The sequence below is a fragment of the Streptomyces sp. 2-1 genome (assembly GCF_048564895.1).
GTDB lineage: Bacteria > Actinomycetota > Actinomycetes > Streptomycetales > Streptomycetaceae > Streptomyces > Streptomyces phaeochromogenes.
Genome location: NZ_CP183383.1, coordinates 6,577,242 through 6,599,752 on the forward strand (window position 1 = coordinate 6,577,242; position 22,511 = coordinate 6,599,752).

15 protein-coding genes, 1 tRNA gene and 2 pseudogenes are annotated in these 22,511 nt (G+C 71.5%); 10 read left to right on the top strand and 8 right to left on the bottom strand.

Annotated features, from left to right (window positions below):
- Nucleotides 1-74 precede the first annotated feature (74 nt).
- Nucleotides 75-148: transfer RNA gene (locus tag ACN20J_RS29155), tRNA-Ala, on the top strand.
- A 103-nt stretch (nucleotides 149-251) separates the two neighbouring features.
- Here the strand turns inward: ACN20J_RS29155 and ACN20J_RS29160 are convergent.
- The gene (locus ACN20J_RS29160; protein WP_419667174.1) at nucleotides 252-1,157 is read right to left on the bottom strand and encodes a TIGR03620 family F420-dependent LLM class oxidoreductase; all 906 of its coding nucleotides are present in this window, start codon (nucleotides 1,155-1,157) and stop codon (nucleotides 252-254) included.
- A 239-nt stretch (nucleotides 1,158-1,396) separates the two neighbouring features.
- Nucleotides 1,397-2,518 (bottom strand): AraC family transcriptional regulator, encoded by a 1,122-nt coding sequence (locus tag ACN20J_RS29165; protein WP_419667175.1) that lies wholly within the window; start codon nucleotides 2,516-2,518, stop codon nucleotides 1,397-1,399.
- A 249-nt stretch (nucleotides 2,519-2,767) separates the two neighbouring features.
- Between ACN20J_RS29165 and ACN20J_RS29170 the strand changes: the two are divergent.
- A pseudogene (locus tag ACN20J_RS29170) lies at nucleotides 2,768-2,974 on the top strand (acyl-CoA dehydrogenase family protein); the annotation flags it as partial.
- Nucleotides 2,975-3,041: 67 nt separating this feature from the next.
- Nucleotides 3,042-3,215 (top strand): annotated as a pseudogene (locus ACN20J_RS29175) (acyl-CoA dehydrogenase family protein); the annotation flags it as partial.
- Nucleotides 3,216-3,256: 41 nt separating this feature from the next.
- On the opposite strand, the gene ACN20J_RS29180 reads toward ACN20J_RS29175, so the two are convergent.
- Nucleotides 3,257-4,324: a hypothetical protein gene (locus ACN20J_RS29180; RefSeq protein WP_419667176.1), complete on the bottom strand. Its 1,068-nt coding sequence runs from the start codon at nucleotides 4,322-4,324 to the stop codon at nucleotides 3,257-3,259.
- Nucleotides 4,325-4,456: 132 nt separating this feature from the next.
- Entirely contained in the window at nucleotides 4,457-4,933 is a 477-nt protein-coding gene (locus ACN20J_RS29185; RefSeq protein ID WP_189837061.1) for a GNAT family N-acetyltransferase, read from the bottom strand.
- A 118-nt stretch (nucleotides 4,934-5,051) separates the two neighbouring features.
- On the opposite strand from ACN20J_RS29185, the gene ACN20J_RS29190 reads away from it, so the two are divergent.
- Nucleotides 5,052-5,852 (top strand): exodeoxyribonuclease III, encoded by an 801-nt coding sequence (locus ACN20J_RS29190; RefSeq protein WP_419667177.1) that lies wholly within the window; start codon nucleotides 5,052-5,054, stop codon nucleotides 5,850-5,852.
- A 184-nt stretch (nucleotides 5,853-6,036) separates the two neighbouring features.
- Nucleotides 6,037-8,313, top strand: coding sequence for an ATP-binding protein (locus tag ACN20J_RS29195; RefSeq protein ID WP_419667178.1), 2,277 nt, complete (start codon nucleotides 6,037-6,039; stop codon nucleotides 8,311-8,313).
- A 570-nt stretch (nucleotides 8,314-8,883) separates the two neighbouring features.
- Here ACN20J_RS29195 and ACN20J_RS29200 read toward each other — a convergent pair.
- Nucleotides 8,884-10,149 (bottom strand): hypothetical protein, encoded by a 1,266-nt coding sequence (locus tag ACN20J_RS29200; protein ID WP_189837064.1) that lies wholly within the window; start codon nucleotides 10,147-10,149, stop codon nucleotides 8,884-8,886.
- A 311-nt stretch (nucleotides 10,150-10,460) separates the two neighbouring features.
- Here ACN20J_RS29200 and ACN20J_RS29205 point away from each other — a divergent pair, with 311 nt between their 5' ends.
- Nucleotides 10,461-13,817, top strand: coding sequence for an AfsR/SARP family transcriptional regulator (locus ACN20J_RS29205; RefSeq protein ID WP_419667179.1), 3,357 nt, complete (start codon nucleotides 10,461-10,463; stop codon nucleotides 13,815-13,817).
- Nucleotides 13,818-13,972: 155 nt separating this feature from the next.
- On the opposite strand, the gene ACN20J_RS29210 is transcribed toward ACN20J_RS29205, so the two are convergent.
- Both ACN20J_RS29210 and ACN20J_RS29215 read right to left on the bottom strand, forming a co-directional pair.
- Nucleotides 13,973-14,188, bottom strand: coding sequence for a hypothetical protein (locus tag ACN20J_RS29210; protein ID WP_190229105.1), 216 nt, complete (start codon nucleotides 14,186-14,188; stop codon nucleotides 13,973-13,975).
- A gap of 152 nt (nucleotides 14,189-14,340) precedes the next feature.
- The gene (locus ACN20J_RS29215; protein ID WP_190229212.1) at nucleotides 14,341-15,039 is read right to left on the bottom strand and encodes a MerR family transcriptional regulator; all 699 of its coding nucleotides are present in this window, start codon (nucleotides 15,037-15,039) and stop codon (nucleotides 14,341-14,343) included.
- Nucleotides 15,040-15,204: 165 nt separating this feature from the next.
- Between ACN20J_RS29215 and ACN20J_RS29220 the strand changes: the two genes are divergently transcribed.
- The 4 genes from ACN20J_RS29220 (at nucleotide 15,205) to ACN20J_RS29235 (ending at nucleotide 18,882) form a co-directional block, all read left to right on the top strand.
- A complete protein-coding gene (locus ACN20J_RS29220) occupies nucleotides 15,205-16,734 on the top strand; it encodes a flavin-containing monooxygenase (RefSeq protein WP_419667180.1) in 1,530 nt (509 codons plus the stop codon).
- On the top strand, nucleotides 16,731-17,663 hold the full coding sequence (locus ACN20J_RS29225) for an alpha/beta fold hydrolase (RefSeq protein WP_419667181.1): 933 nt from the start codon (nucleotides 16,731-16,733) through the stop codon (nucleotides 17,661-17,663). Before ACN20J_RS29220 ends, ACN20J_RS29225 begins: the two co-directional genes overlap by 4 nt.
- Nucleotides 17,660-18,544: an SDR family oxidoreductase gene (locus ACN20J_RS29230; protein ID WP_189837069.1), complete on the top strand. Its 885-nt coding sequence runs from the start codon at nucleotides 17,660-17,662 to the stop codon at nucleotides 18,542-18,544. The genes ACN20J_RS29225 and ACN20J_RS29230 overlap by 4 nt, the downstream gene beginning before the upstream one ends.
- 86 nt (nucleotides 18,545-18,630) lie before the next feature.
- Complete coding sequence (locus ACN20J_RS29235) at nucleotides 18,631-18,882, top strand: hypothetical protein (RefSeq protein WP_189837070.1); 252 nt, start codon at nucleotides 18,631-18,633, stop codon at nucleotides 18,880-18,882.
- Between the two features lie 263 nt (nucleotides 18,883-19,145).
- On the opposite strand, the gene ACN20J_RS29240 is transcribed toward ACN20J_RS29235, so the two are convergent.
- Nucleotides 19,146-22,418 (bottom strand): S41 family peptidase, encoded by a 3,273-nt coding sequence (locus ACN20J_RS29240; protein WP_419668981.1) that lies wholly within the window; start codon nucleotides 22,416-22,418, stop codon nucleotides 19,146-19,148.
- Nucleotides 22,419-22,511: the final 93 nt, after the last annotated feature.

Sequence of the window (22,511 nt, forward strand, 5' to 3'; positions counted from 1 at the left end):
TGACCAGCGGGTGAGGGCCCGGGAACGGATTTCCAAGCACCCTGACCGGGATGCTAGAGTTTCACTCGTTGCAAGGGCCTGTGGCGCAGTCTGGTAGCGCACCTCGTTCGCATCGAGGGGGTCTGGGGTTCAAATCCCCACAGGTCCACGCACAGATCAGAGCCCCTGCCGGGGAGATCCGGCAGGGGCTTTGGCATGCCCGGTGACAGCACAGTTCGACGGCTGCTTTGCGGGGGCCGGAGTCGGGTCGGTCAAGCGCCTACGAGCGCGGGGGCGAGCTCTCGCCACGGTTCGGTCGGTACCTCGAAGGGGGATTCCATCAGGACCTGGACGCAGACGTGGTCGGCCCCGGCGGCCAGATGTTCGTGCACGCGCCTGAGGATCGCCGCTTCGTCGCCCCACGCGATGAGTGCCTCGGCCAGCCTGTCGGAGCCGCCGCGGACGAGGTCGGTCTCGTCGAAGCCACCCCTCAGCCAGTTGTTGCGGTAGTTCGGCAGACCGGTGTAGATGTCCAGGTGGGCGTGGGCCCGGCGCAGCGCGGTCTCGCGGTCCGAGGTCAGGACGGCGCCCATCTCGACGGCCACGAGTTTGTCCGGCCCCAGAGCCGCCCGTACGTCGGCGGTCTGTTCCGGTGTCACCAGGTAGGGGTGGCTGCCGTCCGCGAGTTCACGGGCCACCTCCAGCATCCGGGGACCGAGGGCGGCGACCAGGACGGGCGGACGTGGTTCGTCGGCCTCCGCGGCGTAGAAGGTCGCTCCCGCCATCGCCGTGAGGTACTCGCGCATGGCGGCGACCGGTTTCGCGTAACTGCCCCCGCGCACCCGCTCCACCAGCGGCCGGTGGCTGACCCCGAGCCCGAGGACGAACCGCCCGCCGTGCGCCGCGGCCAGTGTGCGCGACGCCGCGTTGGCCGCGACCGCGTCGCGGGCCCAGATGTTGGCGATGCCGGTGGCCACCCGCATGCGCCCGGTGGCGGCGAGCAGCAGCCCCGCCTGGGTGAAGGCCTCCCGGCCGTAGGCCTCGCCGAACCACAGCGTGCCCCAGCCCTGGGCGTCGAGTTCGGCCGCGATCTGCCCGGTCGCCGCCGGAGTGAGCGCGTCCAGGCTCGACGTCCAGATCCCCACGCGCCCGAGTCCTGCTTCTTCGGCCACTGTCATGCCGTACCTCTCCTTCCTCTCCTTGTTGCTCAATACGTGACGTCGATACGTGATGTTGACGCCGTGCCGCGGTGACGCCGTGACGTCGATACGTGGCGTTGGTTGGACCCTGTCGGACGGATGTCCGAACCGGCCGCCGGCACCGACGTGCGGGCCAGTCTGACGGGACGGTACGGGCGGGGGCCGTGACCGTGCCGCTCAAGGTTGTTGACCCGGGCGTTCGCTCGGCGGCAGGTCGGTCAGCCGCCCGGTTGGTAGGAGCGGGGAGCGGAGCCGGTCCAGCGCTTGAAGGCGCGGTGGAAGGCGCTCGGTTCCGAGAACCCCAGCCGCTGCGAGATGTCCTCGATGGAGACGGTGCCCGTGGCCAGGGCCGCGATGGCCACGTCTCGCCGCAGCTGGTCACGGATCCGCTGGAACGAGGTGCCCTCCGCCGCCAGCCGGCGGCGCAGGGTCTGCGCGCTCATCGCCAGCCTTGCCGCGACGTCCTGCGGGTCGGGCATCCGGTCCGGCAGCGACTGCCCGAGCAGTCGGCGCACCTGGGCGGCGGCGGTGCTGCCGTAGTCCAGGCGGGCCAGCACATCGCCCGGAGCACGGCGCAGGAAGGCGCGCAGCTCCGCCTCGTCCTGGAGCACCGGTCGGTCGAGGACCGCACGGTCGAAGACGAGGGCGGTGCGGGGGGCCCGGAAGGAGCACGGGGCGCCGTAGAGCAGGTCGTACTCCAGCGCGTGCCGCGGTGCCGGGTGGCTGAACTCCACCCGGATGAGGTTGATCCTGCTGCGGATCAGCCAGCCCGCGAAGCGGTGCGTGACGACGGTGGCGGATTCGGCGAGGTAGTGATCGGGATCGTCGAAGGCCGTCAGATCGAAGACCACCCGCGCCTCGTGGGTCCCCTCCGCCAGCTTCTTCTCCGGAAGCTTCTCCTCCGCAGGCTTCTCCTCCAGGTGGAACCGGGGTCCGCCGGGGAACAGCCGGTAGAAGGCGCTGCCACGTTCCAGCGCGGACCGCAGATCGGGGCTGCAGTGCACCACGGCGTGGCACATCATCGCGAAGGTGCCCACCTTGAGGGGCTGCGGCCCGAGTCCCTGCAACTCGTCGTCGAGCGCCTGCCACACCGCCTTGGTGAGTCGGGCGAACTGCCGGGGCGATACCCGGGCGAGCGGGACCTCCAGCAGCCGCGGCGGGATGGCCGCCTGTTGGAGGAGCGCGGTGATGTCCGCGCCGTGTCGCTCGGCTCCGCGCAGCGAGGCCCGTACGTGGTGGATGGCTACCGAGCGGGTGGGCGCGCCGTGGGCGGGAGCCGCGTCGTACGTGGGAGGCGTCCCGTGCGCGGGAGGCGCGTCGTCCTCGGGAGGTGCGGCCATGACCGCCGATCGTACGGGACTCGGTCGGACACTCCGCCGGGCACCGGGCCGGGCAGTCAGCTGGACACCCGACCCGGCACCCGGCCCGGCGCGCTGGCCGGGCGGCCAGGTCAACGACTGTGAGCGCTGCGGTCATGACGGCCCGTCCGGCCGCCTGCCTACCGTCGGGCCGTGATCAGAGACGGTTATTTCGACGACGTCCACGAGGCGTACCGGAGCGCGTGGCGCGGCTTCGTCGAGCGCGAGGTCGTGCCGAGGCAGGCCGACTGGGAGCGCGCGGGGATCGTCGGCAAGGACGTCTGGCGGCTCGCGGGCAAGCAGAACCTGCTCTGCCCGTGGGCCGATCCCGCCTACGGCGGACTGGGCCTGGCCGACCTGCGGTTCGAGCAGATCATGATCGAGGAACTCGCGAACGCCGCCGAGTCCGGCTTCGCGGTCCCGCTGCGCTCCGGCGTCGTCGCCCCGTACCTGGCCGCGTTCGGTACCGACGAACAGAAGGCCCGCCACCTCACCCGCGCTCGTCGCCACCGAACTACAGGGCCAGGTCGTCGACGACTGCCTGCAGATGTACGGCGGATACGGCTACCTGCGGGAGTCGGTGATCTGCCGCAGGTACGCCGATGCCCGCGTCCAGCGGATCTACGGCGGCACCTCCGAAATCATGAAGGAGATCATCAGCCGCGCCATGGACCTGTGACCCCCGACCGCACTGCCCCTACTTGGAACCTGGCATGCCCGCTACTTCGCGTTGACCATCTGCAAGTGGTAGCCCGTGACCCGGATGTCCGTGCCGGACGCCGGGACCACTGCCATCGTGATCAGGGAGTTCGTACGGGTGAGGCCGCTCGTACTGGTCCGGCCGTCCAGGTAGATGTCCGTGACCGTCGGCAGGTCCTTGATGTCCAGCTGGGTGGCGCAGCGGGGGCCCTCGGCCTTCGGCCAGTTCTGGTAGTCGATGCCGAAGTCGTAGAGGGCCAGCGCGCCGCCGTCGGTGGTCTTCAGGCCGTACGCCGTCTCGGCCGCCGTGAAGCCGGGCTCGTACTCGCCGTCGACGCAGCCGTCGTCGAAGGCGGCGCGGTTCGCGTACGACTTCTTCCAGGCCTTCACGGACGCGGTGTTCACGAAGCTCGCGCCCGCCTTCTTGCCGCCCGTGACGTAGAAGTCCTTGGACAGGTCGCGCAGGTCGTCGAGCTTGACCTTGCCGACGGGGTCCGAGGCCTTGAGGACCGTGACGAAGCCGTCGTCGTCGCGCTTCACGGCCGGCAGCCTGCCGTCGGCCTCGCCGACGGACACCGCCTTCCACTCGGCGCCCTTGTTCTTGTTCTTCTCGTAGTCCTTCACGTGCTCGAAGACCAGGAGACGGCGGCGGTCCTTCTCGATGTCCTCGCCGGTGACCCGGGTGTCGACCATGAAGACCTGCGGCGAACCCTTGCGGGGGATGTAGAAGCGGGCCCCCTCGACCGGGTAGTGGAAGGGCGTCTTGAAGCTCGCCTGCTCCTTCTTCGGCAGGGCCTTGAACTGTGTGAACGTCGCCTGGCTCTGCTGGAGCAGCGCGCCGCCCTCCACCTCGGCCGTCCGGTCCGGGGCCTGCGCCGCGTTGGCCGCGTTGTTGACCTTCGCGTAGTTGAGCAGGACGGCCTGCGCCGACTTGAGGGAGATGACGCCCGCCTCGGCGGAGGAGCCGCCCTTGTCGTCCGTGCCGGACGCCTTGGTTCCGCCGTCGGAGCACGCGGTGAGGGCGAGTGCGAGGGCGGTGAAGGGCACGGCGGCTCGCAGAAGTACGGGCGTGCGGCGGCGCGAAGTCATGGGTCCCCTGTCGTGAAGTGTCATGAGGTGCCGGTGGTGCCGGTGGTGCGGATCCGGCAGTCCGGTGCCCGCCGTGAACCGGGCTGATGATCACGACAGGCTAGTGGCCCCGCCCGCGCCGGGCGGGCGTCCTCACAGAAGCTTCGCGAAGCAGCGGCTGTCCTCGTGGAAGCGGTAGTGGCCGAACTTGACGCACGGCTCGTAGCCGCTGGAGGCGTAGAGGGCGATGGCCTCGGGCTGCTTGTTGCCGGTCTCCAGGACCATGCGGATGCGGCCCGCCGCGCGGGCGTCGTCCTCCAGGGCGGCCAGGATGCGGCGCGCGAGCCCGTTGCCCCGGGCCTCCTCGACCACGTACATCCGCTTCAGCTCGGCGTCGCCGTCCGAGTAGCCCTCGTCGTTCTCGTCCTGGGTACGCCAGCCGCCCGTGGCCACCGGGCGCCCCTGGGCGTCGTACGCCATCAGGTACAGGCCGATCGGCGGCTGGAACATCGACGGATCGAGCGGGGTGACGTCACCCTCGTCCCCGTAGCGCACGGCGTACTCGGCCTGCACCTGGTCGTTGAGCTTGACGGCGTCGGGGTGGTCGAAGGTGACCCGGCGTATATTCATGCTGAGTATCGTACTTCTATGCGGTGGGTGGGATGGTGGCGTGCGGTGCGTCCGCCCCTTCCCATGAAGGGCTCGGCCGGTCGCTGTGCACGTACCAGTGTGCCGGTATCGTGCCCGGGTGCTCACTGTGACCTCTGTGAATGTGAACGGGCTCCGGGCAGCCGCCAAGAAGGGCTTCGTGGAGTGGCTGGCGGAGACGTCCGCCGATGTGCTGTGTCTTCAGGAGGTGCGGGCCGAGCCCGAGCAACTCCCGGAGGGCGTACGGCAGCCCGAGGGGTGGCATGTCGTGCACGCGCCCGCCGCCGCGAAGGGCCGGGCAGGTGTCTCCCTCTATACGCGCCGCGAGCCCGACCGCGTCCAGGTCGGCTTCGGGTCCGCCGAGTTCGACGGCAGCGGTCGGTACGTCGAGGCCGACCTGCCCGGCGTCACCGTCGCCAGCCTGTACCTGCCCTCCGGCGAGGTCGGCACCGAGCGGCAGGACGAGAAGATCCGGTTCATGGACGAGTTCCTCGCCCACCTGAAGAACCTGCGCGAGCGCGCCGCCGCCGACGGACGCGAGGTCGTCGTCTGCGGCGACTGGAACATCGCCCACCAGCAGGCCGACCTCAAGAACTGGCGCGGCAACCAGAAGAACTCCGGCTTCCTGCCGGAGGAGCGCGAGTGGCTCGGCCGCGTCCTCGACGAGACGGACGGCGGGTACGTGGACGTCGTCCGCGCCCTCCACCCGGACGTGGAGGGGCCGTACTCGTGGTGGTCGTACCGGGGGCGTGCCTTCGACAACGACACCGGATGGAGGATCGACTACCAGGTCGCCACGCCCGGTCTCGCGGCCCGGGCCGTCAAGGGGCTTGTGGAGCGGGCGGCCACGCACGACGAGCGGTGGTCCGACCATGCGCCGGTGACTGTTGTGTACGAGTAGTCCCCGCCCCTGTGCGACAGTCCCCGCCCCTGTGCGACTCCGCGCGGCGGCTTCTGAGGGCGGAGGCGCAGGCTCCGGATGCGGTGGTGCACCGGGCGCCGGTTTTCGAGCGTGTGTACGGACGCGTGGGCGGAAAGGCTCTTCCCCATAGGACGGTACTTACCGGTCGGTCGTAGGGGGACGCGTGCGGGGGCAGGAGTGGGGCGGCCACAACGAGCTGAGCGGTGTCGTTCACGGTCCCAGCGTCCAGGCCGCCGTCGTGCACGGCGATGTCCACATCCGTACCGGTGAGACGGCGGAGCAGCAGTTGCCGTGGCAGCTTCCGCCGGCCGTTCGCCTCACCGACCGCACCGCGGAGGTGGAGCGGCTCGAACGCCACCGGACGCTCGCCGCACAGCGGGCCCACCCCGCCCTCGCCACCGTGAGCGGCCTCGGCGGAGTCGGCAAGACCGCGCTGGCCCTGGCCTGGCTGCACGGGTTGCGCACGGACTTCCCGGGCGGCCAGCTGTACGCGGACCTCTGCGCGCAGGCACCGACCGGCCCCGTCGACCCGGCCCATGTGCTGGGCAGTTTCCTGCGCGGGCTCGGTGTTCCGCCGCAGCAGGTGCCGGAGGGTGTCGCCGACCGGTCCGCGCTGTACCGCTCGCTCACCGCCGACCGCCGGATCGTGGTGCTGCTCGACGACGCGGCGACGGCGGCGCAGGTACGGCCGCTGCTGCCGGGCGGGTCCAACGTCACGCTGGTGACCAGCCGTCGGCGGATGTCCGGGCTGGCCCTCGAAGGCGGCTACCAGGTGCATCTGGAACCGCTCGCCCCCGAAGCGGCGGTCGAACTGCTCGCGGCCACCCTCGCCGACGACCGCGTGGCCACCCAGCCGGACGACGCCCGCGCCCTCGTCGGGCTCTGCGCCGGGCTGCCGCTGGCCGTGCGGGTCGCCGGCGCACGGCTCGCGGCCCGGCCGCAGCGCCGGATCACCACGATGGTCCGGGCCCTGACCGCGGAGCACGGGCGACTGGACGCACTCGCCATCGACGGCGACCACGGTGTACGCGCCGCCCTCGACCTCTCCTACCAGGGGCTGCCCGCGGAAGCCGCCCGGCTCTACCGGCTGCTCGGCGTGCACCCGGGGACGGAGTTCGCGGGAGGGGTCGCGGTTGCGGTGCTGGGGTCGGCCGGAGGCGGCAGCGGTGGAGACCTCGGCCCCGGCGGCGCGAGAGCCGATCCCGATGGCGCGAGGGCGGATCCCGATGGCGCGTGGGTCGACCCCGGCGAGCTGCTCGACGTCCTCCACGACGCCAACCTGCTCATCGACATCGGCGAGGACCGCTACCGCTTCCACGATCTCGTACGGCTGCACGCCATGGGGAAGGCCGCGGAGGACGAGTCCGCGGCGGAGCGGGCGGCGGTGTTCCGTCGTATCGCCGACCACTATCTGGCCACCGCGACGCGGGCCGAGCGGGCCATCGATCCTCGGCACCCCTTACGGGAACGTTCCTACGGGCCCGGCCCGGTGGTCACCGAGGACTTCGGCGACGGCACCAGGGCGGCGCTGGACTGGCTGGAGCGGGAGCTGCCCAACCTGATGGCGGTGATACGGCGGGCCAGGAGGACGGGAGAGCGGGACATCAGCTGGCAGCTCGCCGACGCCCTGGGCCCCTTCTTCCTGCGCCGAAAGCACTACGACGCCTGGCACACCTCGCATGCCGAAGGGCTCGCCGCGGCAAGGGAGTTGGGGGACGGTCCGGCCGAGTGCCGGATGCTCACCTCCGGCGGACAGGGCGAACTGGGCAGGGGCGACAACGCCCGCGCCCTGGAGATGTTCGAGGAGGCGGCCCGGCTCTTCGCGGACGCCGGGGACGAGCTGGGATACGCGCGTACGTCGAACTACCGCGGGCTGGCCCATCAGCGGGCGGGCCAACTGGACGAGGCGGCCGAGCTGTTCGAGTGGGCCGCTGTGGAGCTTCCCCGCTGTGGGGACCTCCGGGCCGGCGGGCTCGCCCGGCTCAACGCGGCCGACGTCGAGTTCGCCCGAGGCAGGCTTCCCCGGGCGGCCGAGGGCGCCGCCGAGGCACGTACGACCTTGCTCGCGGTCGACGACTCCTACAACGCGGCGCGTGCCGCCACCCTGTTGGGCAGGATCTGCCTCGGTGACGGCCGGCCCGACGAGGCGGAGCGCTGGCTCTCCGGGGCGCTGGCCGTGCTGCGCGAGGTCGCGGCCCACTACGAGACGGCCCGTGCGCTGGACGCCCTGGGCGAGGTCGCCGAACTGCGCGGACAGCGCGAACTCGCCCAAGGGCACTACCGGGAGGCGCTCGATCTCTACGTCGGCGTGAACCGGCCGGGACCGGCCGAGGGCGTGCGGGAGCGACTGCGGAGGCTCGACGAGGGCGGGGCCACCTCCACCGACGAGGGCGGGGACGCCTCCGGCTCGGGAGACCACGGCTCAGGAGACCGCGGCTGAGGAGCTTCTGAGGGCCGGGGAGTTCTTGAGAGCCGGGGAGTTCCTGAGAGGGGTGTCCCCGGTTGGCGGGCGCCTGCCCCGGCAACCCCTGGCCACGGCGTTCCCGCGTAGGCGATCAGCCAGGCGTGCGCCAGCGAGGCCCAGACGGGCCACGGGTGCAGGGCGGCATGGCGTGCGGTGAGCGTCAGCGTGAGAGGCGGGCGGGCGGCGCCGGAGTCGTACGGCCCGAGCCGCAGCCGGCACACACGAGTCCCCTCGTGGACCGCGACCACCGCGGCGCCCGGGTGGTTGGCGGCTGTCGCGTCGGCCGCCGCGCTTCCAGTGCCTCCCACGACCGTCGCGCCCGGTGCGAGCAGGACGTCCGCCAGTGGCGGCCAGGGACTCGGGGCGGGGAGCGCGACCCGCAGATGCCGGTCCACGAACGGACGGTCGTGACCCGGCAGGGCCAGCGTGACCTCGACGTCGTGGACCGCGGGCGCCCGCAGCCGCTCGTCGAACCACACGACACAGGAAGCGACGAAGGAAGCCGCACAGGGAGCGATGGAGGAAGCGGCGAAGGGAGGGGCGAAGTCATTCATGGGCCTGTGCCCCCGGCTCGTCGCAGCGCACGAAGAACGGCAGCCGGGCCCGCTCCGCGGTGAGTGCCGCGGCCGGTGGGCGCAGCCGGAGTCGGCGGTACAGCAGTGCGCGCATCCGGCGGGCGAACCGGCCCGGCTCCGAGCTGAGCCGGCCCGCGATCCGCGTGTACAGCTCCGAGCGGTAAGCGGCGGAGCTCTGCCGCAGTTGCCTGCGCAGCGGACGGTCCGTACGGATCCGGGGTGCCAGGGAGCGCAGTTCGGCCATCGGCGAGGAGGGGTCCAGCTCCGTGTCAGGGGAGCCGGCCGTCAGGATCCGGGCACCGGTCATCGCGCCGTAGAGCGACACGGAACCGTGGTCGCTCACGATGTAGTCGGCGGCGACGACCGCCCCGCACCACTCCGCGTGCTGGCCGACCAGCCCGACGCCGGACCGGTTCAGCCGGGCGAAGGCGCTGCGGATGTGCCATTCGCTGTGCGCGTTCCAGACGTTGGAGTGCAGCATGACCACGATGCGGAACTCCTCCCGGGGAAGCTCGGCGGCCAGCCGCTCCAGCAGGTCCCACTGCTGCCCGAGGAGCGAGTCGGGTCCCCAGGTGGAGCAGACGAGGACCAGTTCCTGACGGGGCCCGGTGCGCAGGGCCTCCCGGTACAGGGCCCGCGAGGGCAGACTCGCCACCACGCGGTCGTAGCAGGGGTCCCCGACGACCTCCGCCACGGACAGTGCCTCGGGGCACTCGCGGCCGAGGCGTGCCCGGTCGTCCACGTGTGCCAGCACGATGGCCGACGGGACGACCACACCGTCCCTGACCAGCCACTGCCGGCCCAGTCCGTACACCTCGCGCTCAGCCACGGCCCGCCCGCGCCGGTCGCCGGGCGCGGAGACCCGTTTGTTGTACGAGGCGCCGTGCGGGAGCACGATCACCGGGACGTGCAGCTCGTGCAGACCGCCGTAGCTCGCGGCCAGCGCGAGGTCGAACCGGGTGTGCACGGCCTGGCTCCAGGGCACGACCAGCGCCCGGGTGTCCTCGAGGAACGCGTCCACGCCGTGGTTGAAGACATCCGCGGCCGTCGTGAACACGACCTGCACCCTCGGGTCGCCCTCCAACAGCCGGACGGCTTCCAGCAGTCGCCGCGCGGAGGTCACCGTGTGCACCACGGCGAGCACCCTCTTGCGTATCCGGAAGGTGGCCCAGCGCTCGACGTCCAGACGCAAGGGCACCGCCAGACGCCGGTCGGCATCCGGCATCGTCATACTCATACGTACTCCCCCGTCACGCCAACTCCCTTGTTGGCTCAGTGAGTTGAAGCGAGTTGGCTCAGTGAATTGAAGGGGGGCCACCCGCTCGCGGCAGTGCGGCCCCACCGTCCTTGTCTGCCCCGGGGGCTGGACGCCGGGCTTGCAGAAACCTTGCAGTCCCCGTACGGGAGAGCTTGCGGATCACCCGAGGGGGAGTGCGCGGCCTTGGCATGCGCCCCTCACGCGCCTGTGCGCCCCGCTCCGCTCCCTCCGGCCGTTCCGGCAGTGCCCTGACAGTGAGTGGGAGGAAGCGGCTGAACCATCTGGGGGAGATGGTGGACCTCCTTGCGCTGGGGCCTCTCGAACTGTGGCACCAGGGACGTCAGTACACGCTCGGCTCGCTGAAGGAACGGTGCGTCCTCGGGATCCTGCTGTACTCCCGGGGAGATCCGGTCTCCGTTGACACGCTCGTCGAGCGGGTCTGGGACGACGACGACCTGCCCGCGGCTCCCGTGGAGGCGCTGCGCACCTATCTCTCACGGCTGCGCACCAGGCTCCACCGTGCCGTCGGAGACGACGCGCTGGTCGAGCGGACGTCGCCGCGCCGCTACCGGCTGCGCGTCGTGCGCGAGGACGACGTGGACTTCGTACGCCTCGAACAACTGCGTGCGCAGGCCCGTGCGGCGGCCGGGCGGGGCGACACGGAGTACGCGGTCGGTCTGCTGCACGCCGCTCAGGCGCTCTGGCGCGGGGAGCCGTTCGCCGAGTTCACCGGCGCCTGGGCCGCCTCCGCGCGGGCCCGGCTGACCGAGGACCACCGGCGGGTACGCGAGGAACGCATCCGCCTGGAACTGGAGTTGGGCCGCCACGCCGACCTCGTCGGCGAACTCCACGAACTGGTCTCTCTCGACCCGCTGGCCCAACAGGCCGTCGCCGCCCTGATGCTGGCCCTCTATCGCTCCGGGCGCGACGGTGAGGCGCTGGCTCTGTACCGGGAGACCCGTGGCCGACTGGCCGACGAACTGGGCATCGACCCGGGGGCGGACCTGCGGGAACTGCACAACCGGGTCCTCAGACAGGACCCCGGTCTGCGGGAGCCGGCCCCGCGGGATCCGGCGCCCGTCGCCCTGTCGGTCCCTGACGGCTCCGGTGAGGCGTCCGAGCCGGTCCCTGCCGAATCCGGTGAGGACTCCTCCGTACGAGATCCGGGCGCGGGCGGTGAGGTGCGCGATGCGCGACGGCCGACCGCCGCCGCGGACAAAGGGCCCGTGGGAAGCAGCCTGCCCCGTGACACCCGGGACTTCACCGGCCGGGGGAGCGAGCTGGAGGCCATGCTCGCCGCGACCGTCTCGGCCCCCGACGGAAACGGGACAGCCCTGCCTCTCACGGTGGTGCACGGCATGCCCGGAGTAGGCAAGTCGGCGCTGATCATCCATGCCGCGTACCGGATGAGGTCCCGCTACCCCGCAGGACAGTTCTACGTCGACCTGCGCGGCTACAGCGACCAGCCGCCGTACGAACCGGCCGACGCCCTGGCCTTCCTGCTGCACACCGTCGGCGTGCCCGATCCGCTTCCCGAGACCCTCGACGAACGGACCGCGCGCTGGCGGGAGTGGACCGCCTACCACCGCGTCCTCGTGGTGCTGGACAACGCCCGCGACGCCGAGCAGGTAAGGCCGTTGCTGCCCGGCTCGCCGGAGTGCCACGCGATCGTGGCCAGTCGCAATCGGCTCGCCGGCCTCGACGGCGCCATGTCCGTCCCGCTGGACGTGCTGTCCGTGTCGGAGGCGGCCTCGCTCTTCGCCCGGATCGTGGGCGCGGCGAGGGTCTCCGACACCTCCGCACTGCGCCGCGTAGTGGAGTTGTGCAGCTGCCATCCGCTCACGGTCCAGTTGCTCGCGAGCCGGTTCCGGCACCGGGACACCTGGGACCTGGAGTACGTGGCCGACCGGCTGACGCGCGCCGGGGACAGGCTGGACGAATTCGACCAACGGGTCGCCGCCGCCTTCCAGCTCTCCTACTCGGATCTCGACGCCTCCGCGCGGCTGCTCTTCCGCCACCTGGCGCTGCACCCGGGCCCCGACATCACTCTGGAGGCGGCGACCGCGTTGTGCGGGGGCCCCGACACCGAGGAGATCCGCCGCGCGGCGGACGACCTCCTCGACCGGCACCTGCTCAACGAGCCGGTGCGCGACCGCTATCAACTGCACGACCTTGCCCGCGCGTTCGGCGGCCGATTATGCCGCGCCGAGGACTCGCCGACGGCACGGGACGGAGCGCTCCGCCGCCTGATGTCCTACTACCTCACGGCAGCCGACCGCGCCGACCGGCTCGCGTATCCGCGCCGCCGGAGACGGCCCATCGGCCAGGAGCGTTTCTCTCCCCGCGCACCGGACTTCACCAGTGCCGAAATCGGGGCCGGGCCCGAACCCGAGAGCGTTCCTGAGGCCGGCCCCGGGGCCGAGGCCGAAGCGGTCGACGCGTCATCGGCCTGGCTCACCTTGGAGCGTGCGAACCTGCTGGCCGTGGCCCGAACGGCCGCCGCCGACTTTCCGGACTTCGCCCCGCTCTTCCCCCATGTGCTGGCCTATGCGCTGAAGTTGTGGGGTGCCCGGGATCTCACGGCCGAGTTCCACGCCTCCGCCCTGGCCGCCCTCCGCGTCGGGGACGACCGGCAGGCGCTGGCCGAGACCCTGGTGGAGCGAGCGGACGTACTGGCCCAGGAGAACCACGGCGAGGCACTCCACTGTGCTGCTGAGGCACTGTCCCTCTTCGAGGAACTGGACGATGTGCACGGTCGCGCCGACGCTCTCTTCGAGATCGGCCGGGCCCATCTCGCGGCGGGGCGGGGCGAGATGTCCTTGCACGAACTGGACCGCGCTCTCGCGCTCTACCAACAGGTCGGTGACCGCTACGGCGTGGCCGAGAGCCTGAATGTGCAGGGAGCCGCCCTGATCTTCGGAGCCGAGTACGACAGGGCGATGCAGCGCTTCAGGGCCATGCTGGAGATCCACCGGGATCTGCGGAACGCGCACGGCCAGGTGAAGGCCCTGAACAACATGGGCGAGATCTACTTCGCCGAGGGACTGTACGAAGAGGCCCGCAGCCATTACGAGCAGTCCCTGGCGCTGGCCCGCCGCTTCGGTGGGCGCCAGGAGCTGGCCATTTTGGACACGAACCTCGGGACCGTCCATCGCGTCACCGGCAGGCCGGAACTGGCCATGGTCTGCTTCCGACGCGCCCTCGCCAGTCACCGGGCCAGTGAGGACGCCGTCGGTGAAGTGAATGCCCTGAACAGCCTCGGCGCGGCCTGCGCGGAGTCCGGGCGGATGGACGAGGCACTGCGTCACTTCAGCACGGCGGAGCGGGTCTCCCGGCGGATCGACAACCAGTACGAGCGCCAGCGCGCCCTTGTGGGTATCGCCGATACGCAGCGCACGATGGGCCAGTTGGGCGTCGCGCTGGAGACGTACGGGAGTGCTTTGCAGATCGCGGAGAAGTTCGGCTTCCCCCTCGGCTCGGCACATGCGCTGGCCGGCCTGGCCCGAACTCACCTTCACGCGCGGGGAATCGACTCGGCTCGGCCGTACGCCGAGCGTGCGTTGGCGCTCTACCAGAGACTCGGCGCGGCCGTGGAGGCGGAGGAACTGCGCTGTCTCCTCGCCAGTTGGGGAGCCACCGGTTCCTGAACCACGGAGGCTGCCGACGGAGCCTTGATCTCCCCGCGCGCACTCCGGCGAACTCCCGGCGGCCCCCGTACAGCGGTCGGCGACCGGGGTTCCCCACCCACGAGGAGGAGAACCCCGGTCGCCGCACGCTGACCCTCAGTCGTTCGTCACCTGCTTCACCACATGACCTGCTGAGGCTGTGCCAACTGGCCGGACCACATCACCTGCTGGGGCTGCAACTGCTTGCTGGACCACATCACTTGGGTGTCCGCGGCCTGCGTCGTGCTCTGGCGGCCGGTCGCCGTGGCGGGTTCGTCGGCGGCTGACGCCGGCGCCGTGGCCAGGGCAAGGAGCACGGCGGCGGTGCCAAGGATGGGCGATTTGCGACTCAAGGTCGTAGTTCTCCCTATTCGTTCCAGGTGGAGTTCCCGTCGGGGTGACCGGGGCCTCGAACCTACGACCAAACGGCTGTCTCTCGTACCTCAGTTCCCACGCGTCACTCGAAAGGGTGAACTTCGCGGTGTTTGTGGGAAGTTGCGCCGGTTCAAGGTGCTTCGTGCGTGGGTCGGCGTGCCTTCGCTGTGCGAGGCGGAGCCTGCTCCTCGGGCCCGGCTGCGCCTGTCAGCTTCCCCAGCTTCCGGTCCAGGGCCATCGACACCTCCGCGTCCACCACGCTCTTCGCCAGCGGGCGCAGTCGCTTGAGGTCGTCCGTCGTTCGGCCGCCCTGCGTCAGGACCAACTCGGTGAACAGCTCGGCGAGGGCGTCGGCGTGGTCGCGGACGCGGCGGGCCGCGGCCAGGACGTCCGCGAGCGGGATGCCCTCGCGGACGAGTGCCGCCGAGGTGTCCAGGAGGCGCCGGCTCACGTGGACGATCTCGCCGCCGTCCGTGCCGAGGTAGCCCAGGTCGAGCGCGGCCGACAGGTTCTCCGGCGTCGCCTCTTCGCCGAACACGTCCGCCAGTTCCTCCGGCGACAGGCGGACCGGGGTCTCCTCGGTGGGCGCGCCCAGGCCGAGGAGTTCGCCGACGTCGCGGCCGTGGTCGAAGGCTTCGGCGAGTTCGGCGATGCCGTTGAGGGTGTGGCCCCGCTCAAGGAGTGCGGCGATCGTGCGCAGGCGGGCCAGGTGGTCCTCGTCGTACCAGGCGATGCGGCCCTCGCGGCGCGGTGGCGGGATCAGCTTGCGTTCGCGGTAGAAGCGCAGCGTGCGCACGGTGATGCCGGCCTCCCGGGCCAGCTCCTCCATTCGGTACTCCCGCTTGTCCGCCACGCCGGAAGCCTATGTCGTACCGTCGGTAACTTTCCCTTCCCCCGACCCCTACCCATCGGTATGGAGCTGCTCTACGCTCCCATTGCGCCAGTATTCACTGGCGGAGTCGGTAGCGTCGTACGCGGCAATGGAGGCGTCGGGATGACCGAGCACGAGCATGTACGGGTGGCGGTGATCGGCTCCGGATTCGGGGGGCTCGGAGCCGCTGTGCGGTTGCGCCGCGAGGGCGTCACCGACTTCGTCGTCCTGGAGCGGGCCGACAGCGTGGGCGGGACCTGGCGGGACAACAGCTATCCGGGCTGCGCCTGTGACGTGCCGTCGCACCTCTACTCGTTCTCGTTCGCGCCCAATCCCGACTGGCCGCGCACCTTCTCCGGGCAGGAGCACATCCGCGCCTATCTGGAGCACGTCACCGACGTCTTCCGGCTCCGGTCGCATCTTCGGTTCAACTCCGAGGTGAAGCTGATGACTTGGGACGGGGGGCGGCTGCGCTGGGTCATCGAGACCAGCAGTGGGACGCTTACCGCCGACGTCGTCGTGTCCGCCACCGGGCCGCTCTCCGATCCCAAGGTCCCGGACGTCCCCGGCCTCGACACCTTCCCCGGCAAGGTCTTCCACTCGGCCCGCTGGGACCACGACTACGACCTGCGCGGCAAGCGGGTCGCGATGGTCGGTACGGGCGCCTCGGCCATCCAGATCGTGCCGAGCATCCAGCCGGACGTCGCGAAACTCACCGTCTTCCAGCGCACCCCGCCCTGGGTGATGCCCCGCGTCGACCGGGCCATCAGCGGGGCCGAGCGCTGGCTCCACCGGCAGCTGCCCTTCACCTCGCAGGCCCGCCGCGGACTGCTGTGGGGCCTGCGGGAGTTGCAGGTCCAGGCGTTCACCAAGCGCCCCAACGAGCTGGGAATTGTTGAACAGTTGGCCAAGCGGAACATGGGCCGGGCCATCAAGGACCCGGAGCTCAGGGCCAAGTTGACCCCGTCCTACCGCATCGGCTGCAAGCGCATCCTGCTCTCCAGCACGTACTACCCGGCCCTCGCCCAGCCCAATGTGGACGTGGTCGCGAGCGGGCTCAGCGAGGTCCGCGGGTCGACCGTCGTGGCCGCCGACGGGACCGAGGCCGAGGTCGACGCGATCGTCTTCGGCACGGGCTTCCACGTCACCGACATGCCGATCGCCGACCGGGTCGTGGGCGCGGAGGGAAAGACACTCGCCGAGGCTTGGCGGACCGGCATGAAGTCGCTGCGCGGTGCGACGGCGGCAGGCTTCCCCAACTGGATGACGATCATCGGGCCGAACACCGGCCTCGGGAACTCCAGCATGATCCTGATGATCGAGTCCCAGCTCAACTACATGGCCGACTACGTGAGGCAGTTGGAGGTGCTCGGCGGACCGGCCGCCCTCGACGCACGGCCCGGCGCGGTCGACGCCTGGAACCACCGCGTCCAGGAGCGTATGAAGCGCACGGTCTGGAACACCGGCGGCTGCACCAGCTGGTACCTCGACGACAACGGCGTCAACACCACCATCTGGCCCGGCACGACGACGGAGTTCCGCGGTGCGACGCGGCGCGTGGACCTGGGGGAGTACGACCTGTTGCGGCCGCCGCCCGAGCCCGGGACGGCACCGAAGCGCCGTACGAAGAAGACGGTGGAGGCGAGCGCGTGAGCCGGCTGATGCATGTGGCGTCCGGTCCGTACGCGCCGCCCGTTCCCGTGCGCGAGCTGACCGCCGTGTCCGCCGACGGGGCCCGGCTGCACGTCGAGGTGCACGGGGCCGACGGGGCGCCCGCGGTGGTGCTCTCGCACGGCTGGTCGTGCTCGACCGCCTTCTGGGCGGCGCAGATCCGCGACCTCGCCGCCGACCACCGCGTGATCGCGTACGACCAGCGGGGGCACGGACGCAGTCCGGCGAACCCCGTGTGCAGCGCGGACGCGCTCGCCGACGATCTGGAGGCCGTGCTCGCCGCCACGCTCGCGCCCGGGGAGAAGGCCGTTCTGGCCGGGCACTCCATGGGCGGGATGACGCTGATGGCGGCGGCCGGGCGGGACCGGTTCCGGGAGCACGCGGGCGCCGTCCTGCTGTGCAGTACGGGCAGTTCGCGGCTGGTCGCCGAGTCGCTGGTGGTCCCGATGCGGGCCGGGCGGTCGCGGACCTGGCTGACCAGGAAGGTGCTCGGGTCGAAGGCTCCGCTGGGGCCCGTCACGCCGGTCGCCCGGCGGATCCTCAAGTACGCGACGATGGGGCCCGGTTCGGCGCCCGGCATGGTCGAGGCGTGCGCGCGGATCGTGCACGCGTGCCCGCGCAAGGTGCGGTACGCCTGGTCGCATGTGCTCGACACGCTGGATCTCGACCATCGCGTAAGGGAGTTGAGCATGCCGGCCGCGGTCGTCGTCGGCACGGCCGACCGGATGACGCCCGTCGTGCACGCGCGCTCCCTCGTCGCCGCGCTGCCGCACTGCGTCGGTTCCACCGAACTGCCCGGGCTCGGGCACATGACCCCGGTCGAGGCGCCCGCGCTGATCGCCACCCGGATACGGGAACTCGTCTCCGCCTACATAGGCAGTCAACGGATCCAGCAGAAGGAGGGCGCATGAGCAGGGTCAGCCTGGAAGGGCAGGTCGCCGTGGTCACGGGGGCCGCGCGGGGCGTCGGGGAACTCCTCGCCCGCAAGCTCTCCGCCCGCGGTGCCACGGTCGCGCTCGTCGGTCTGGAGCCGGACGCGCTGAAACAGGTCGCCGAGCGGCTGCACGGCGAGAGCGGGCACTGGTACGCCGACGTCACCGACCACGAGGCGATGACGCGGGTCGCGGCGGAGGTGAAGGAGCGGTTCGGGAAGGTCGACATCGTCGTCGCCAACGCCGGGGTCGCCAACGGGGGGCCGTTCGTCGACTCCGACCCGCAGGCGTGGCGGCGGGTGATCGAGGTGAACCTCATCGGATCGGCGATGACCGCGCGCGCGTTCCTGCCCGTACTGATGGAGAGCCGCGGCTATCTGCTGCAGATCGCCTCGCTCGCCGCGATCACGCCCGCGCCGATGATGACCGCGTACTGCGCGTCCAAGTCGGGCGTCGAGGCGTACGCGCACAGCCTGCGGGCCGAAGTCGGGTACAAGGGCGTACGCGTGGGCGTCGGGTATCTGTCGTGGACCGACACCGACATGGTGCGCGGGGCCGATCAGGACGACGTCATGCGGGAGTTGAGGCAGCGGCTGCCGTGGCCCGCGAACAAGACGTATCCGCTCGGACCGGCCGTCGACCGGATCGTGGCCGGGATCGAGCGGCGGTCCAGCCATGTGTACGGGCAGTGGTGGCTGCGCGGGATGCAGGGTGTGCGCGGGTATCTGCCGGGGATCGTCGGGTCGGTGGGGCAGCGGGAGATGCGGCGGTTCGCTCCGCGGGTGGGGCAGGTGTCAAAGGGGCTCGTCGGGGCCGGGGGAGAGGCCGATGAGCAGGCACGGAGCACGCTGGGTCACTGACCGTTACTGATCGAAATGCGCGCTTTGTCGGTCCGTGTGAATCTGGTTGAGCCCCCAATCCCCCACCCACTACGGGAGTGAATCTCATGGGCATGAAGGACCAGTTCCAGGACAAGGCCGCGGAGCTCGAGGAGCAGGCGCGCCGCCGTGCCGACGCCGGCCGCGACGAGGCGAGCGAGCGTGGGCGGCAGCCGCAGGAGCCGCGTGACCCGCGTGAGCGGGCGACGCGTGAGCGGGCTCCGCGGGAGCGTCAGGAGCCGGGGCGGCAGACGCCTGACGAGGCGCAGCGGGCGTCGCGCGATGCGCAGGAGCGGTTCGATCAGGACTACGACATGTGATCGAGCTTGCTGAGCGTGGGGTGTCCTTCTTCGGGAGGGCGCCCCGCGCTTTTGTGTGTCCCGGGTTGGTCGTCGGGTGCGGGTCGGTCGTGGCCGGCTGCGCAGTTCCCCGCGCCCCTAAAGGACTTGGCTGGGCCCCGGTGAAGAAGGCCCCCGCGCCCGTGTGGAGAAGAACGCCCCGGCGGCGTGCTCCCTGAAAGCGAAAGCCCCCGGCGCCGCGCCCCCCGCGCCCGTGAAAGCGAAGGACCTCCATGGCGCCCCCGTCACGAAGGCCTCGGTGGCAGCTTCGGGCGCGTTCTCGTCGGCGTGTTCTCGTACGTCGGTGGGGTTGCCGCCGGGTGGAGGGACAGGAGGTCCAGGGCGAGTTGGACCGCGTCGTCGAGTTGGGCGTGGCGGCCTTCTGCCCAGTCGAGGGGGGTGCGGAGGATTTCGAGGTCGGGGGTGACGCCCTGGTTCTCGATGGACCAGCCGTACGCGTCGAACCAGGCGGCGTTCATGGGGACCGTGATGACGGTTCCGTCGCCGAGGAGGTGGCGGCCGGTCATGCCGACGACGCCGCCCCAGGTGCGCTGGCCCACCACCGGGCCCAGCTTCAGGAGTTTGAAGGCCGCCGTGATCATGTCGCCGTCCGAGGACGTCATTTCGTCGGCCAGGGCCACCACCGGGCCCCGCGGGGCGTTCGACGCGTACGACACCGGCTGGGCGTTGCGGGTCAGGTCCCAGCCCAGGATCGTGCGGGTGAGTTTCTCCACGACCAGTTCGCTGATGTGGCCGCCGGCGTTGCCGCGTACGTCGACGATGAGGGCCGGCCGTGACACCTCCATGCGCAGGTCGCGGTTGAACTGGGCCCAGCCCGAGCCGCCCATGTCCGGGATGTGCAGATAGCCGCAGCGCCCGCCGCTCAACTCCCGTACGACCTCACGGCGTTTGGCGACCCAGTCCTGGTAGCGCAGGGGGCGTTCGTCGACCAGGGGTACCACCGCGACCCGGCGCGAGCGGCCCTCGCCCTCCGCCGGGGTGAACGTCAGCTCGACCGTCGTGCCGCCCGCGCCCGCGAGGAGGGGGAAGGGGCCCGCGACGGGGTTCACCGGGCGGCCGTCCACGTGGGTGAGGACCGCGCCCTCGCGGATGCCCGTACCGGCCAGCGGGGAACGGGCCTTGGAGTCGGAGGAGTCACCCGGGAGGATGCGCTTGACGAGCCAACCCTCGTCGCGCCGCACGAAGTTGGCGCCTAGGAGGCCCTGCGCCCGCTGGTAGTGGGGCGGGCCCTCGTTGCGGCGGGCGGCGGTGACGTACGCGTGCGAGGTGCCCAGTTCGCCCAGGACCTCGCGGAGCAGGTCGGCGAACTCGTCGGGGGAGGCGACCCGTTCGACGAGCGGGCGGTACTGCTCCAGGATCCCGTCCCAGTCGATGCCGCACATGTCGGGGGCCCAGAAGTAGGCGCGGATCAGGCGGCCCGCCTCGGCGTACGCCTGGCGCCACTCCGCGGCCGGGTCCACCTCGTGGAGGATGCGGCGGAGGTCGATCCAGACGGTCGTGTCGCTGTCGCCGGACTCCGTGGAGGGGACCGCGCGCAGGTCGCCCTCGTCCACCACGACCAGCCTGCTGCCGTCGCCGCTGAGCGCGAACCAGTCGAGGTGATCGACCAGTTCGGACTTCTTCGCCTTGGTGATGTTGAAGTACTCCAGCGTCGGACGGCCGCTCGTGTCGTCCGGGTTCGCGAACGTCTCGCCGAGCGCGCCCGAGATCGGCCAGCGCAGCCAGACCAGGCCGCCGCCCGCGACCGGGTACAGCGCCGAGTACTTGGACGCCGTGACCGGGAAGGGCGTCACCCGGCTCTCCAGACCCTCGATCTCGACGGTCACCGTGCCGTCGCCGGGCTCGTCCTCGACCGGATCCAGGCCGCCCGCGGCGGGGCGGCCCTCGGGGTTCACCGCGAACGGGGACGGCGTCGCCGAGGACAGGGGTACGAGGTACGGGCGGCAGCCCAGTGGGAAGGAGAGGTCGCCGGTGTGGACGTCGTACACCGGGTCGAAGCCGCGCCAGGAGAGGAAGGCGAGGAAGCGGCCGTCCCGGGTGAAGACCGGGTTCTCGTCCTCGAAGCGGCCGTTGGTGACGTCGACGATCGTGCGTGCGCCCGGCCCCTCGATCCTGGCCATCTTGATCTGGCGCAGGGTGCGGCCGATGCCCGGGTGCGACCACGTCAGCCAGGCCCCGTCCGGGGAGAAGGCCAGGTCGCGCACGGGCCCGTTGATGGACCGGATGAGCTCGGTGACCTCGCCCGACCCCGACCCCGACCCCGACCCCGTCCGGGAGGTGCCCCCGGACTCCGACTCCTCCGTCGCGTCGAGCAGCAGCAGCCGCCCGTCGTTCGACGCGATCGCGAGGCGCTCGCCCTTCGGGTCCGAGACGAGTTCCAGGACGCGGCCGAGCTCGCCGGAGGCCAGCCGACGAGGCTCGCGTTCGCCGCTGGCGCGCGGCAGATAGGCGATCTCGACGGCGTCCTCGCCCTCCGCGTCCGTCACGTACGCGACCTGCCCGCCCGAGCCGAGCATCTCGGGCAGCCGGACGCGGACGCCCGGGGTGTCCGCGATCGTGCGCGCCGGACCGTCGCGGTGCGTGAGCCAGTACAGGCTGCCGCGGACGACGACCGCGCCGGCCCGGCCCGTCTCGTCCACGGAGATCCCGTCGACGTGCTGCGCGGCCGGCACCTGGTACGTACGGCGTCCGGTGCGCGGGCCGCCGAGGCGTACGTCGAGGCGGCGGGGGAGCGATTCGGGGGACAGGTCGTCGACGATCCACAGGTCGCCCGCGCACTGGTAGACGACCCGGGTGCCGTCGCTGGAGGCGTGCCGGGCGTAGAAGGTGTCGTGGTCGGTGTGGCGGCGCAGGTCGGAGCCGTCGTGCAGACAGGAGTAGAGGTTGCCGATGCCCTCGTGGTCGGAGAGGAAGGCGATACGGCCGCCGACGAACATCGGCGAGTCCAGGTGTCCGTCGAGATCGGCGAGGATGCGCCGCCCGTGCAGCCAGAGGCGGCCGGTGGCGCCGCCGCGGTAGCGCTTCCAGGCGGCGGGCTCGTGCGGGGGCGTGCCGGTGAGCAGCAGGGTCAGGCGCTCGCCCGCGAAGTCCTCGACCGCGATGTTGGAGACCGGGCCCCAGGGGAGCTTGCCGCCGGGGCAGCCGTCGACCGGCACGCTGTAGGCCCAGGTGAAGTACGAGAAGGGCTCGCCGTGCGAGGCGACGGCGAGGATGTCGCCGTCGGGGGACCAGCCGCAGACCTGGGTGTCGGCGTTCCCCCAGTAGGTGAGCCGCCGGGCCGGGCCGCCGTCCACCGGCGCCAGATGGATCTCCGGCACGAGGTTGCGCCAGGTCGTGTACGCGAGGTGCCGGCCGTCGGGCGAGAAGCGCGGGTGGCACACCTTCGTACGGTCGACGGTCAGCCGCCAGGCGCGGCCGGGGGTGTCGAGGGGGGCCACCCACAGGTCGTCCTCGGCCACGAAGCACAGGCGGTCGCCGCTGAGGTGCGGGAAGCGCAGATAGGCGGCGGAGCCGTGGCCCTCCCCGGTCCGCCCGCCCTCCCCGGTCGCCCCGTTCGCCCCGGTCTCCCCGTGGTCCGCGGCCCCTCCTGC

Coding starts and splice junctions, on each gene's coding strand:
- ACN20J_RS29205 (WP_419667179.1), top strand. CDS start 10,461: ATGGTGGACCTCCTTGCGCTGGGGCCTCTCGAACTGTGGCACCAGGGA.
- ACN20J_RS29160 (WP_419667174.1), bottom strand. CDS start 1,157: ATGACAGTGGCCGAAGAAGCAGGACTCGGGCGCGTGGGGATCTGGACG.
- ACN20J_RS29185 (WP_189837061.1), bottom strand. CDS start 4,933: ATGAATATACGCCGGGTCACCTTCGACCACCCCGACGCCGTCAAGCTC.
- ACN20J_RS29230 (WP_189837069.1), top strand. CDS start 17,660: ATGAGCAGGGTCAGCCTGGAAGGGCAGGTCGCCGTGGTCACGGGGGCC.
- ACN20J_RS29215 (WP_190229212.1), bottom strand. CDS start 15,039: ATGGAGGAGCTGGCCCGGGAGGCCGGCATCACCGTGCGCACGCTGCGC.
- ACN20J_RS29220 (WP_419667180.1), top strand. CDS start 15,205: ATGACCGAGCACGAGCATGTACGGGTGGCGGTGATCGGCTCCGGATTC.
- ACN20J_RS29200 (WP_189837064.1), bottom strand. CDS start 10,149: ATGAGTATGACGATGCCGGATGCCGACCGGCGTCTGGCGGTGCCCTTG.
- ACN20J_RS29235 (WP_189837070.1), top strand. CDS start 18,631: ATGGGCATGAAGGACCAGTTCCAGGACAAGGCCGCGGAGCTCGAGGAG.
- ACN20J_RS29180 (WP_419667176.1), bottom strand. CDS start 4,324: ATGACTTCGCGCCGCCGCACGCCCGTACTTCTGCGAGCCGCCGTGCCC.
- ACN20J_RS29165 (WP_419667175.1), bottom strand. CDS start 2,518: ATGGCCGCACCTCCCGAGGACGACGCGCCTCCCGCGCACGGGACGCCT.